The sequence below is a fragment of the Fortiea sp. LEGE XX443 genome (assembly GCF_015206815.1).
Classification (GTDB): Bacteria; Cyanobacteriota; Cyanobacteriia; order Cyanobacteriales; family Nostocaceae; genus Nostoc_B.
In genome coordinates this window covers 1-14,287 of record NZ_JADEXZ010000109.1, presented here as the reverse complement: position 1 = coordinate 14,287, position 14,287 = coordinate 1, and the positions used below count along the sequence as shown (strand labels likewise).

The following is a 14,287-nucleotide window of genomic DNA, read 5'->3' as shown; positions in this document are numbered from 1 at the left end:
CCTTTTAATTGCTGTGCAGTTTCCTTCAACAAATGCTTTAGTGAATCTGTTAATTCCATTGACACCTATGCACATCCAAAATCGAATCATCATTGAATTTACTACAAAAAGGGAAGGGAAAGGTTGCCGTTAGCAACCTTTCCCTTCCCCCCACCAGAATGATTATCATTTTCATAAGTTGTATATTTTATTCTCTGGAAGTCCCTAAGCATAATCTAGAGTCCCTCAGAAACGCGCGGATGGGTAGGTGTAGAAAATCAAGCTTGAGGAGAAATCACTGTATTCCTTGCAATACAAGCTTTTGCCGAAAAAATAAATTTAAAACACTCGCGCACCTTGCTCAGTCTATGTTTCAGCTATTTCTTTTAAATAAACTGACATTTTCTGATGTTATAATCAGACCATCCGCGAAACCGAACCTCGAAAACCAAATACAGACTAGCTTTCCGGCTCCCGCAGTTGAAATTTCACTTAATCCCTATTAGGGATTGAAACGCAAACATATGAGCATCATAGCACGATTTTTTCCAAGTTGAAATTTCACTTAATCCCTATTAGGGATTGAAACCACTAAAAAGTTTAGGGATGCCATCACGACCATTCCGTTGAAATTTCACTTAATCCCTATTAGGGATTGAAACAGTATATACACAGGTGCTTGTATGAATTTAAGTAGTTGAAATTTCACTTAATCCCTATTAGGGATTGAAACGGAGTCGGTAGTATAAGAAAAATTGGTGCAACTGGTTGAAATTTCACTTAATCCCTATTAGGGATTGAAACTGTAGGGTCGAGGACTTTTTTATAATCAAACCAAGTTGGGTTGAAATTTCACTTAATCCCTATTAGGGATTGAAACTCCGCCTAGCGCTGGTGTCTTTGCATCAATACTAGAGTTGAAATTTCACTTAATCCCTATTAGGGATTGAAACGAAAGTTTTGTTGAGCCAACTGCGACAACAATAGCGTTGAAATTTCACTTAATCCCTATTAGGGATTGAAACGCCAAAGTGTTGAATACTGGGAAATTTATATGTGGTGTTGAAATTTCACTTAATCCCTATTAGGGATTGAAACTGAAAAATTCCAATCTTTATCTAAACCTTTAAAGTTGAAATTTCACTTAATCCCTATTAGGGATTGAAACTTCAGACAACGAATATTGCTGGACTGACTATGGTTGGTTGAAATTTCACTTAATCCCTATTAGGGATTGAAACTAAAAGACTATTAAGCAACGGCTCCAGACTTCTTGTTGAAATTTCACTTAATCCCTATTAGGGATTGAAACATAGTGATGCTGTAAAAGGTGGTTTTGTTGATCAGGGTTGAAATTTCACTTAATCCCTATTAGGGATTGAAACGTAGGTAAAGACACGGTAGGAGTATCGTTAGAAAAGTTGAAATTTCACTTAATCCCTATTAGGGATTGAAACACCATCATTGGCGCGAACAATATCACTACGTCCAGGTTGAAATTTCACTTAATCCCTATTAGGGATTGAAACATTAAATAGTGTAACGAAACTACCAGAAGCAAGTAGTTGAAATTTCACTTAATCCCTATTAGGGATTGAAACCGATAAACTTTTTATCCATGTTTATTTCCTTTTGTTAGAAGTTGAAATTTCACTTAATCCCTATTAGGGATTGAAACCAAGAATCTCAGCCATACCAGTAACGTTAGCAGCAGCAGTTGAAATTTCACTTAATCCCTATTAGGGATTGAAACAGCCTCAGCCTTACCTTTAATATATGCACCAACAGTTGAAATTTCACTTAATCCCTATTAGGGATTGAAACAGCATAAAGGCATCTGGTTCAAAAACATTGGCTTGGTTGAAATTTCACTTAATCCCTATTAGGGATTGAAACTCAGCGATTTCCCAAGAGTGCGGTTATATTTGTTTAGAGAAATATTTAGTGTGTGCTAGTAGAAAAACTATCACAAGCATTATGAAACCAAAGATTTTGAAATTTTGCGTAATGTATAGTGGAATATGTGCTACTAAAAAAAGCATCACAAACATTCCGTGTAAATGCCCAGCCATAGTCATGATTGAGATAATAATTTGCTTGGAGTCATGACAAAATGTATTTCAACTTTTTTATCAGTTCAATTGTCGGAATTATCGTTACATTACTATTAGCATTTGGTGTACTGCAATGGTTTAATGTACCCGCAGGTAACTTTTTAGATTGGATAATTGGCGGTGCAAGTTTTTGGTGGTTGTTAGTAATTGTAACTGTACCCTGGAACGTGCATTTTCAAGCCAAACAAGTCTTAGCAGAAGCAGCACAATCTTCTGAAAAAGGTATTCCGGTAGATGGGAAACAAGTAAAATATGTCCAGTTATTAGCCAAGCGATCGCTGTGGCTTGCCGTTGCCTTACACTTATTCTCAGCCATTGGACTTTACACCCTTGCCGCCACTGGGATTAGTGCGGTGGGTTATATCAGTTCCGGTGCAGCTTTATTATTAACAATTCTGCGTCCTGCTATTCGCGCCTACGAATATTTATATGCACGGCTAACTATGATTAGCCAAGAATGGAGATATCCCCGCGAAGATATTTTTGAACTGCGAAATCGCTTCTCTGAATTAGAACAAAAAGTGCAATCTTTAGAAGAACAACTCAACCCAGAACAAGCATATTCTTTACCAGCAACGCAACAACGTTTCTCTGAAGAAACTCGTAAAGAACTATCAAGAATTTTAGCCAATTTAGAAGAACTCCGCGCCACCAATCAAACAGAACATGAACGTTTAGCCAGAGAAGCTAGAAATGCGATCGCCCAACTTTCTACTGATGGACAATTTCTCGATCACGTCCGCGAAATTATCCGATTTTTCAAAACAGCTTAAGACGATGTTTTAAAAGTTTTGAGCGGATATAGCAGCCCTAAATTATTAGTGAAAAACAAGAACCCCGACTTCTCCAAAAATTCGGGGTTCTGAGTCTCTCAATACTAATTAGTAGTTACTTTATCAGGATGTTTGGGAGATGGTGATCGCACCTCTTTTCGCCCAGAGATATCATGCAATAAACCCATGAGTGCGGGGACAACAGTAGGAGTCAAAATCGTGGAAAAAGCCAAACCACCTGTTAAGACAATACCTAATCCCTGATACAACTCTGAACCTTGACCGGGGAGAACTGCTAGAGGTAACATCCCTAATACACTAGTTCCAGCAGACATGAAAATAGCGCGGAGGCGATCGCTTGTGGCATTATACAACGATGCGTCGTAATCTTCACCTGCTTGCTGGAGTTGTAAGGCGCGATCGACTAACAGAATGGCGTTGTTGACAACCACACCTGTGAGGATGACAAATCCCAAGGCTGTAATCATATCTAAAGCGACATTGACTCCAGGAATAAGATTGGCAATGACTAAACTCAAGAGTGCGCCACTCATACCCATCGGTACGGTTGCCATAATCACAACTGGATACAGGAAGGAACGGTATAACGCCACCAATAACAAGTAAGTAATCACAATTGAGAATGCAAATGCACTAACTAATTGACCAACAGTAGCGGCTAATTGATCTGCGGAACCCGCCAATTCTAGACGATAGCCTGTTGGTAAACTAGCACGTAGAGGAGCCAGAATTTCTTCCTCAGTGCGTTGTACCAACGTTGCTAAGGGGGCGGTGGGTGCAACAGAAACTGTTAAGCTAATTGAGCGTTCTAAATCGACGTGGTTGATCACATCTGCGCCTGTGGTTTCTACAACTTCAGCAACATCACCTAGTTGTACTTGTCTTCCATTAGCATATAACGGTAATTGGCGCAACTGTTCTGGTGTTTCCACAGCAGTATTTTGCAATTCTACTGAGACATCCAGTTCTTCTTTACCATCAATGAAATCAGAGGCGATTCGCCCACCTAACGCAGCTTCTACTACCGAACCAATTTCCGCTTCTGATAGTCCAACTTCCGCAATGCGTTCGCGGTTGGGAATGACTTGCAATTCTCCTGCACCCAAAACAAAGTTGGAACGCACATTCTGGACTCCGGGTAGCGATCGCAATTTGCCTGTAATTTGCTTTTCTAAGTCACCAATTTGATTCAAATCAGCCCCGACAATATCCACTTCAAATTCTTTCCCCGGATCGCGGAATATCGAAATCCTCGTTGGAATCACAAATCGGTATCCTGCAAAGTTACTGCTTTGGGCGCGTAAGCGATCAACCATATCCGCCAATCCGGTAGTCGTGGCAAACTCTGGCTTTAAGATAGTAGCAATACCCCGGAGTGCGCCAGGACGATCAACATACATAATCCGCTCAACTTCAGGTTGCGATCGCAAAAATTTCTGTACAGGTTCAGATTGGCGAATCGCTTCTGGTATACTAGTTCCTGGCAATGGCTCTGCCCGTAATACAACTAAGTTACGATTTCCTTCCGGTAAATAATCCGCAGGTGGTAAGAGAAAAATACTCGTCGCCAGTAAAACCAAGGGAATCGACAGCACTAGTAACCTGCGTCCAACCCGCTTACGTCCCAGTGACCAACTGACAGTAGAAGCCAGAAAGCCTTCTAATTTGCCCTGAAAATGACGGAATACTACCGAAGCTTTGGCTACGGAACGCTCCAACCAATTCCCACCGCGATATTCACCACCTTCCATCATTTGCATTGCTTCCGATTGCTTGAGGAACAATCCCGATAACATTGGCACTAAAGTTAAAGCGGCAAACAACGAAAATAGAGAAGAAGCCGAAAGCGCGATCGCCATATCCGCATAAAGTTGTCCGGCTTCACCTGTCACCATAATTAGGGGTAAAAATACAACCACGTTAGTTAAGGTAGAACCCAGCATTGCGCCCCAAACTTCTTGAGTACCTTCAATTGCTGCTCGTAAGGCGCTTTTACCTTGTTGCATGTGGGTGAAGACATTCTCAATCACCACGATCGCGTTATCTACAACCATCCCCACCGCAAATGCCAGCCCTGCCAAACTGATGATGTTCAACGTCCGCCCAAACGCAGACATCACAATGAACACCATAATTAAGGTTGTGGGAATTGTAATCGCCACCACAGCAACAGTACGCATCGAACCCAGGAACAAAACCAGGACAATAGTTGCTAACAGCGCCCCACTGACTAAGTTGCCTTGTACAAACGAGATAGATTGATTGATATACTCACTTTCATCATAGTTGTAGACAAAGCGAATACCTTGATTTTGCTTGTCAAACTCAGTTTGTAGGGCTGAAATCTCCGCCCGAATGCCTTTCGCTACCTCCGGCACATTTGCCCCAATTTCCCGAATTACCCCAACTGCTACCCCAGGCTTACCGTTGAATACCAAAGCGCTATCTTGGGGTTTACGTCCCATCTGCACTGTGGCAACATCTCGCAAGTACACTGTCCCAGATTGGTCGCGCCGCAACACAAACCCTTCAATTTGGGATAAATCTTGCGATCGGCTAATTGTGCGTACCCGATACTCGCGTCGTCCTAAAATTAATGGCCCGCCCCGGATATCGCGGTTATTTTCTCGCAGAACTCGCACTACATCACCGATTGTTAAGTTGCGATCGCTCAATGCTTTCGGATCGACCTTCACCTCAACTTCTCGTTCTTGTCCACCTACTAACAAAAACTGTCCAGTTCCCTCAACTCGCCGTAAACGGGGAATTACCACTTCTTCGGCTAAATCTCGATAACGATCTGCATCCGGTGTAAATCCTTCTTTCGTATCAAAAGGAATCCACATCATTGGCGAACTGTTACCACCAACCAATTCTACACTTGATTCCTGTGCTTCCGGCGGCAAACTTTCCACCTGTTGCAAGCGATTTAATACATCTACCATGCGTTCTTTCGCATTGGCATCTGGGGCAAATTCCAGAGAGATACTACTACGTCCCAAACGCGAAGTACTGGTAATTTCTTGTACACCTAGCACCTGTTCCATCTGTTCTTCGATGGGGCGTGTAATTAAGTCTTCTACTTCTGTCGGCCCTGCACCGGGATAGGTAGTTGTGATGGTAATTTCTGGGCGATCGCCTCCTGGTTGCAATTCTAGCGGTAATCTAAGTAAGGAGAATACGCCAAACATTGCTAGTAAGCAAAATAATACAAAGGTTCCATGTCGCCAACGAACAGAGGTTTCGATAAAGTTCATAAATAATTCGTAATTAACAGGACTTACGCAAAATATCTCTCAAACCCTCATTTCTCCGTGACGCGCCAGTTGCTACAACGGGGAGGCAGCCGCGTGGGCGGGTTTCCCGACTTGAGCGGACTGCCGTGGGAACCCCCGCAACGCACTGGCTTCTCTGTGCCTCTGTGGTTCGTAATAAAAAAAGGTTAAAGGAAAAGATACTTCTAACTCTTTCTCTTTAACCTGCCTTCTGCAAGAAGCTTATGAAACCTAAATGCTCTAACCGAACCACAGAGACGCAGAGAACGCAGAGAGGTAGAACTTTGGAATATTTGTTATTTGGTAGCCTCTAAATGGGATCAACTATCTTGACAGGCGCACCATTTTGTAATCCATCACCGCCACGTAGGACGATGCGTTGACCACTGCGTAAATTAGGGTGATAAATGGCGACTTGTTTACCCATATCTGCAACCATCTCTACAGGTATTTGTTGTGCTTTACCATCGGTAACGGCGAACACTAGCCATTGGTTTTGTCTTCTGGTTAAGGCATCGCGTGATATCACAAAGCTAGGGCGATTTGTGGGCATATTCAAGTTACCTGCGATCGCCATTCCTGGTAATAATCCCTGTGGGGGATTGTTGATTTGGACACGTACTTGTTGGCGACGAGAGGTAGTATTGGCAGAAGGAACGACGGCGGTAATGGTGGCGCGTTGTTTCCATTGCGGTAAGGCACGAGTGGTTAGATCAATTCTCATCCCAGGGGTAACTTGAGAACTGAGTTCTTCTGGTAACTCTAAGTAAATGTCGAAGCGATCGCCTGCTATGAGGGTGACGATTTCACCAGAATTCTGTACTAAATCACCATTACCAACATGGCGAGTCTGAACCACACCCGATTCGGATGCAACTATCCGAGTTCTCTGCTGTGCTAGTTCTGCTTGAGCTAAGGTGGCTTTAGCTGCTTCTACATTTGCTCGTTGTGCGGCGATTTCTTCTTGAATTGGCCCGGCTTTGGCTTCGGCTAGTTGTGCTTCGGCTTCTAACCGTTCTCCCCGCATATTATTTAGTTGTGCTTGTGCTTCTACTAGCAATCTTTGAGATAAAGCACCTTCTTCAACAAGATTGCTGGTACGTTTCATGTTATCTTGTGCTTCCATTTCTCGCGCTTTAATGGCTGCTACAGATGCTTGACGTTGAGCAACGATTTCTTTGCGAGTTCCAACTTCTAAACGTGCCAGGTTGCTGCGTTGTTGTGCTAGTTGCGCTTTTGCTTGGGCGATCGCCAATTGTTGATCTGTATCATCCAAAGTTGCGATCGTCATACCTGCTTTGACGCGATCGCCTGGTTGCACTAAAATTTTTTTCACAATCCCACTCGTTTGAGCGCGGAGTGTTGCTTGTTGCGTGGCTTCTACTTGCCCCAAAAGCTGAAAACTTCTCGTAGCATTGCCGGTTGCTAAGGCGATCGTTTCAATTGGCTTTGCTGGTGGTGATTGTTGCTGCTGTGCAACAGACGAGGGTGGTGTGCTACCAGGAGCCAACATTCGCCATACTATAATGCCTCCAGTTGCCAGAAATAGAATCAGCAATCTCCAGAACCAAGGCTTACCCGCACGAGGCGGTGAAGGCGCAGAACTCTCTGATTGGGTTTCAACCGTTGAAACTTGAGCTTCGGAACTATCCATAATAGAAGTGTGAAGTATGAAGTCTGAAATTAATTCATCCATAAAGGGATGTGTTAAATATTCACTTTCAACAGTCAGTTTTTTATAGAAAAGTAGAATTAAGTTACTTTTTCTGTAGTTTATTAGCTAAATATGACAAAGAAATGTCAATGCTCAAAAAGCAGGAAGCTAAAAGATAAAATTTCACCGAAGATGCAGAGGGGAAGGGGGCAGGGAGCAGGGAGAACAAGCTCTTCTCTTGTGCGCGGAGCGTTCGCGTAGCGTGCCGTTAGGCAAGCGAAGCATGGGTATGTTCGCAAAACGTCTCGTAGAGAAGCCCCGCCCTTGCAGGGCGCGCTTACTGGGGTGGAGTACAAGCTCAAGCTCTATTTCAGTCTTTCCCCCTGCTCCCCGCTCCCCTGCCTCTTTTGACGCTAACCTGCGGCAAGCCCCTAAAAGCATCTACACACTTCACACTTCATACTTCATGCTTTCCTTTATCAATTCGTTAACGCGATCGCGTGGTAAACCCAACTCTTGACTCAGAATTGCTTCCAGTTGTTTTATATCGGTGACGGGAAATTCAAAAACTATCGTTTTGACAACCGAGTTATTAGTTTTCACATTCACCCGTGAAATTCCTTTTTGTGGTAAGATTTGTACCTTAATTGCTACTATGCTTTTCATCACTTGTTTTGTCGATTGAGTATCTGCTAATAAATATTTTTTAGTGGTGTAAGAGCGACTTAAAATGCGATCGCCGACAAAGCCACTACCCAACCAAAAAACCAAGCCAATCAACGGCAAAGACAACCAAAACACAAAGCCTAATGATCGCAACACTTGAAAAAGTTGGAGTTGCTGCATAGAAAAATATTAAGAGTGAGTTTTTGCTGTCATTTTCATGTCATTGTTTTAGCTTAATCTGAAAACCAGACAGTCAAAATCACGGCAAGCTGAACAAATGGATGTTGATCTTACTAGTAGAAGATGACCCATCGCAGTTAGAACCACTGCGTGCAGCCTTGTTGAAGGTAGGGCATACAGTCGATGCGATCGCAGATGGCGAAACAGCACAGTGGTTTGCCTTTCGTAAACACTATGATTTGCTGATTCTAGATTGGATGTTGCCGAAGGTGAGTGGCGTAGAATTGTGCCAAGTATATCGACGTGCAGGTAAAGTGACTCCTGTATTGATGCTCACAGCCAAAGACACGGTTTCCGATAAGGTAAAAGGTTTAGATGCTGGAGCCGATGATTACTTAGTCAAGCCTGTAGATGTACTGGAATTATTGGCAAGAGTCCGGGCATTAGGACGGCGATCGCCCATGTGGCAAGGAGATATACTCAGCTTGGGTGATTTGCAACTTCATTTATCCAGTTTGACGCTCGAACGTGGTGCCTACACAACTCAACTTTCTAGTAGGGAGTTTCAATTGATGGAATATTTCATGCGTCATCCTCGCCAAGTCTTATCCCATAGCCAAATTGAGCAGGCCCTTTGGAGTTGGGGAGAAGAACCAGAAAGCAACGCCGTCACTACCTTAGTTCGTCGCCTACGCCAGCGCCTACAAACCATCGGTGTCAAAGATTGGATAGAAACTGTTCATCGCATGGGCTATCGAATCAATCCGCCAAATTGAAGTGCTGAGTCCTGAAAAAAGTAAAAAGTAAAAAGGTAAAAAATTAGATTTCTTCTGCCTCCTGCCTTCTGCCTTTTGCCTTTCCCCTTTCACCTTTTGCCTTTCAACCATTGACCAATGTTTGAACATAGCCGTCGTAATCTCGCTCACTGGTTTGCCCTATCAATGGGCGGAATTTTATTCGCTTTTGCAGGGGTTGGTTACTGTCTGAGTGTAGAAGAACAGTTGCGGGTTTTTGATGAGGAACTCTTTTCCCAAAGTAAAGCCTTGGCTGCCAAAACTCAATACTCGCTTTATCAAAGTCAATGGAAAACTCAGCGTAGCCAAACTCCTATAGAAAACGGAACATCACTAAATAACGGGCTAATATATGCGCGATGGTATAACTCTGATAAACAACTTTTGCAGTTTATCGGCTCATTGGGTAACAGCCAGTTGACCGCAGAACCAGGATTTCAAACACTAGAATTATCATTAGGCGCTGAGTATACAATCAGAACCTGGGTTCGCCAAGTCACAATTCCTATTTTGGAAGACAAGTTACTCATTGGCTACTTCCAAGCGGCAGTTCCGATGAATTCTCTACGCGGTAGCCTGAATCAAGCCCGCTTATTTTTAGCATTCGGGGTTCCTGTGACTTTTGGTGTAATTGGTCTTACAGGCTGGTTTTTGGGTGGATTGGCAATGCGCCCCAGCCTCCGGGCTTATCAGCAATTACAGCGATTTACAGCCGATGCTTCTCATGAATTACGTACACCAATTGCTACCATGTTGAGTAATGCTCAAGTTGCCCTGATGCCGCCGGAAGACTGTGTTGAGCAAAGATTACGGTTGCAAAATATCGTCCAAACGGCTAAATCCATGAGTACACTGATCAATGATCTGCTTTTTTTGTCGCGCCATGATGGTTCGCTGGTGGAAAGCGGATTAAAACCCGTGGATTTGCGTGAAATATTGCGATCGCTTGTTCAAGAATTCGCCACTCAAGCGCCTACCCAAGGCCTTAATTTCCATGCTCATCTTCCAGAGCATCCTATCATGTTAAGAGCCGATGCAAATTTGCTCAAACAAGCTGTAATCAATCTCCTAACTAATGCTTTTAAGTACACACCCGCAGATGGTGAGGTGCAATTGCATCTTTTTACTCAGTCTTACAACGCAGTCATTCAAGTTAAAGACAACGGTATTGGCATTCCATCTCATGATTTGCCATATATTTTTGACCGTTTTTATCGCGTAGACACAGTGCGATCTCGGCAAACAGGCGGCTTTGGACTTGGGCTTGCGATCGCTCAACAAATAGTGCAACGCTACGGAGGTCAAATCACTGTCAATAGTACACTAGGTCAAGGCTCAACTTTTCAAATTAACCTTCCCCTGAAACTGTGACACATGACTGATGATTAACCATGATTGTTAAGCCTTTGATTCTGAGTTATTGCTGTAGTCACACAGGTTACAGTGTTAATTACTCAAAGCCTTGAAGTAATACCAATTCGTAATTCGTAATTCGTAATTAAGAAACTCTGATTTGGTCTGGGTTGTGGGGTTTGAATGTGTTGCCTAATTTTAGAGAATTGGTATAACTAGGTTTTTTCTCAGCAACGCCACTTGCTACAACGGAGGGAACCTCACGCCAGTTCGCTCAAGTCGGGAAACCCCGCAACGCACTGGCTTCTCTGCGTCTCTGCGGTTCGTTCAAAAATTAAGAACTATAGCCTTAACTGAATCGTATTGGCTCAACTCCCACTACCGCTAACAGCACTTTGCGATATCAACACTAAATGACGATACAATAACACGGAATTGTACAGCCATAACTTTGTCTTTCCGGTAATAAAATAGGAGCGAAGCCTTTATAAATCCTTCAACAGTCTAAAGGTAGAGGTTAGTAACGGATTTGACATTGTAACCAAATTAGGCTGGTAGCATCTATAACCTAGTAAGATTTTTATGAATTCTCGGATTCGCTTTTTAATGTGTCCCCCTGACCACTATGATGTGGACTATGTGATTAATCCTTGGATGGAAGGGAATATTCACAAATCCTCACGCGATCGCGCCGTCGAACAGTGGCAGGGATTATACCAAATTCTCAAAGAACATGCCACTGTAGATTTAGTAACTCCCCAGAAAGGTTGGCCTGATTTAGTTTTTACTGCTAACGCTGGTTTAGTTTTAGGAACAAATGTAGTTCTAAGTCGCTTTTTACACAAAGAACGTCAAGGAGAAGAACCATACTTCAAACAATGGTTTGAAGAAAACGGTTATACAGTATATGAATTACCAAAAGATTTACCATTTGAAGGTGCTGGTGATGCACTCCTAGATAGAGAAGGACGTTGGCTGTGGTCGGGATATGGTTTCCGTTCCGAGTTAGATTCTCATCCATATCTCGCCAAATGGTTGGATATTGAAGTGTTATCTCTGCGATTAATTGATGAGCGGTTTTATCACTTAGATACTTGCTTCTGTCCTTTAGCTAACGGCTATTTACTTTACTATCCTGGTGCTTTCGATTCTTACTCCAACCGCTTGATTGAAATGCGAGTTGCAGCCGAAAAGCGAATAGCTATAGCCGAAGCCGATGCGGTAAACTTCGCCTGTAATGCGGTGAATGTGGAAAGCATCGTGATTATGAACAAAGCCAGCGAAGCTTTAAAATCTCGTTTGGCTAAGGTAGGTTTTCAAGTCCTGGAAACGCAGTTAACCGAATTTCTCAAAGCTGGTGGTGCAGCAAAATGTCTGACCTTGCGGGTAACAGAACCAGTCCAGGCAGAAGTTCATGCTAATGTGTCGGTAGAAAGTCGAATTATCCGCATCGAAGGACATTTGCTTGATTCTGGTTTAATTAACCGCGCCTTAGATTTGATTGTCGATACAGGCGGAAGCTTCCAAGTGTTGAATTTTAACTTGGGAGAACAACGCCAAAGCACATCAGCGGCTGAAGTGAAGGTATCTGCACCATCCCACGAGGTGATGGAAGAAATCATCTCTCAGTTAATTGATTTGGGTGCAGTAGACTTACCCCAAGATGAACGAGATGCGAAACTAGAACCTGTGATTCAGAATGGTGTAGCACCTGATGATTTTTACGTTAGTACAATATATCCAACGGAAGTGCGGATTAACGGCCAGTGGGTGAAGGTAGAAAATCAGCGCATGGATGGCGCGATCGCTATTACCCAAACCGCTAATGGTATAGTGGCACGGTGTAAAATTCTCCGCGACTTGGAAATTGGCGAACAGGTAGTTGTAGACGTATTAGGTATCCGCACCATCCGCAAAACGGAATCGCGGGAACAACGCAACGCCCAAGAATTCAGCTTTATGTCGTCTGGTGTTTCCAGCGAACGCCGTGTAGAGTTGGTAGTAGAACAAGTCGCTTGGGAATTGCGAAAAATCCGTGATGCTGGCGGTAAAGTTGTAGTGACAGCAGGGCCTGTAGTTATTCATACTGGCGGCGGTGAACACCTATCACAGCTGATTCGGGAAGGTTATGTACAAGCGCTGTTGGGTGGAAATGCGATCGCTGTCCACGACATCGAGCAAAATATCATGGGTACATCCCTTGGTGTAGATATGAAGCGGGGTGTCGCAGTCCGTGGTGGACACCGCCATCACCTCAAGGTAATTAATACCATCCGTCGTTATGGCAGTATTGCTAAAGCAGTGGAAGCAGGAGTAATTAAAAGCGGCGTGATGTATGAGTGCGTCCACAATAACGTCCCATTTGTTCTAGCTGGTTCCATTCGGGATGACGGGCCGTTACCTGATACCCAAATGGATTTAATTAAAGCACAAGAAGAATACGCTCAAAACCTCGAAGGTGCGGAGATGATCTTGATGCTGTCATCAATGCTGCACTCAATTGGTGTGGGGAATATGACCCCCGCTGGTGTGAAAATGGTATGTGTGGATATTAACCCAGCTGTGGTAACTAAACTGAGCGATCGCGGTTCTGTCGAATCGGTGGGTGTGGTGACTGATGTAGGATTGTTCCTGAGTTTGTTAATTCAGCAGTTAGATAAGTTGACAAGTCCTTATCGTGCGGTGATAGGTTAAAAGATAAACCACACATACGCAGAGAGAAGAATGATTAGAGTAGCTTTACGTGAGGAGTTACAAGTTAATTGGGTCAGTTTTATTGCTGATTTTCTGCTGGCGGGAATGGTTGTTGGCCCGCCAGTTGCTCCCTTTCTTGCTGCGTCTGGAGTATGGTTGCTTGGGGGTATTGCGGACATCATTTATTTCATGGGTAATCATGTCTGTCCGCAACCAGACATGGGCTTAGATTTAGCACCTCCATTTATCATGGCTGTTTGTATGCGTTGTTATGGCACTGTCACCGGATTGTTAATTACTCGTCTGCTGTATGCTGTAACTGCTGGTAAAGGATTTTTTTGGTTAAGTCAATACGGCTGGAATGGTGCTGCTTTAGCTAGTGTCTTGATGATGGCTTATCCCTTGGAATTAGCAGCGCAAATCTTTGGTCTGTGGAATTTTGATAATTACATAGTTACGCCTTTTGGCCTAATTACAGGCTTGGCTTGGGGGCTGTTTACAATGCCGATTTTGCATAGTTGGCAGGGTGGTAATAAGCTTATACCGTTTCACTTTAAGTTTGATACAAGTAGGTCGCAGGGGGGCAGGGGGTAGGGAGCAGAGGGAAAGAATTAAAAACCATTAATTTGTATCAAGATTTTCGTGAATTGGTATTAAGGCATTGCATAATAGAGAGATGAATTGAGGTCATCTACTGTGCAATGTCCATACTGCGGCTCTACGGAAATCAGAAAGAATGGGAAACGTAAAAGTAAACAAAATCACATTTGTACTCATTGCAACC

Annotated in this window: 8 protein-coding genes, 1 pseudogene and 1 CRISPR repeat array; of the genes and pseudogenes, 6 read left to right on the top strand and 3 right to left on the bottom strand. The window is 43.4% G+C overall.

What is annotated here, in order from left to right:
• Window positions 1-458: 458 nt before the first annotated feature.
• Window positions 459-1,875: a CRISPR direct-repeat array (repeat unit 37 nt; unit sequence GTTGAAATTTCACTTAATCCCTATTAGGGATTGAAAC).
• A 217-nt stretch (window positions 1,876-2,092) separates the two neighbouring features.
• Complete coding sequence (locus tag IQ259_RS25260; protein WP_193888758.1) at window positions 2,093-2,866, top strand: hypothetical protein; 774 nt, start codon at window positions 2,093-2,095, stop codon at window positions 2,864-2,866.
• 104 nt (window positions 2,867-2,970) lie between these two features.
• On the opposite strand, the gene IQ259_RS25255 is transcribed toward IQ259_RS25260, so the two are convergent.
• The 3 genes from IQ259_RS25255 to IQ259_RS25245 all read right to left on the bottom strand — a co-directional run bounded on the left by IQ259_RS25255 (window position 2,971) and on the right by IQ259_RS25245 (window position 8,662).
• Window positions 2,971-6,144, bottom strand: a complete 3,174-nt coding sequence (locus IQ259_RS25255; protein WP_193888757.1) for an efflux RND transporter permease subunit — start codon at window positions 6,142-6,144, stop codon at window positions 2,971-2,973.
• Window positions 6,145-6,472: 328 nt separating this feature from the next.
• Complete coding sequence (locus tag IQ259_RS25250; protein WP_193888756.1) at window positions 6,473-7,816, bottom strand: efflux RND transporter periplasmic adaptor subunit; 1,344 nt, start codon at window positions 7,814-7,816, stop codon at window positions 6,473-6,475.
• 450 nt (window positions 7,817-8,266) lie between these two features.
• Window positions 8,267-8,662 carry a hypothetical protein gene (locus IQ259_RS25245; protein WP_193888755.1) on the bottom strand — a complete coding sequence of 132 codons (396 nt, stop codon included), beginning with the start codon at window positions 8,660-8,662 and terminating at the stop codon, window positions 8,267-8,269.
• 101 nt (window positions 8,663-8,763) lie between these two features.
• On the opposite strand from IQ259_RS25245, the gene IQ259_RS25240 reads away from it, so the two are divergent.
• The 5 genes and pseudogenes from IQ259_RS25240 to IQ259_RS27835 form a co-directional block, all read left to right on the top strand.
• Window positions 8,764-9,438, top strand: a complete 675-nt coding sequence (locus tag IQ259_RS25240) for a response regulator transcription factor (RefSeq protein WP_193888754.1) — start codon at window positions 8,764-8,766, stop codon at window positions 9,436-9,438.
• A gap of 117 nt (window positions 9,439-9,555) precedes the next feature.
• On the top strand, window positions 9,556-10,827 hold the full coding sequence (locus tag IQ259_RS25235) for a cell wall metabolism sensor histidine kinase WalK (protein WP_193888753.1): 1,272 nt from the start codon (window positions 9,556-9,558) through the stop codon (window positions 10,825-10,827).
• Between the two features lie 564 nt (window positions 10,828-11,391).
• The gene (locus tag IQ259_RS25230; RefSeq protein WP_193888752.1) at window positions 11,392-13,503 is read left to right on the top strand and encodes a TIGR00300 family protein; all 2,112 of its coding nucleotides are present in this window, start codon (window positions 11,392-11,394) and stop codon (window positions 13,501-13,503) included.
• A gap of 30 nt (window positions 13,504-13,533) precedes the next feature.
• Window positions 13,534-14,097 carry a DUF2085 domain-containing protein gene (locus IQ259_RS25225; protein WP_228014768.1) on the top strand — a complete coding sequence of 188 codons (564 nt, stop codon included), beginning with the start codon at window positions 13,534-13,536 and terminating at the stop codon, window positions 14,095-14,097.
• A 102-nt stretch (window positions 14,098-14,199) separates the two neighbouring features.
• Window positions 14,200-14,287: pseudogene (locus IQ259_RS27835) on the top strand (IS1 family transposase); the annotation flags it as partial.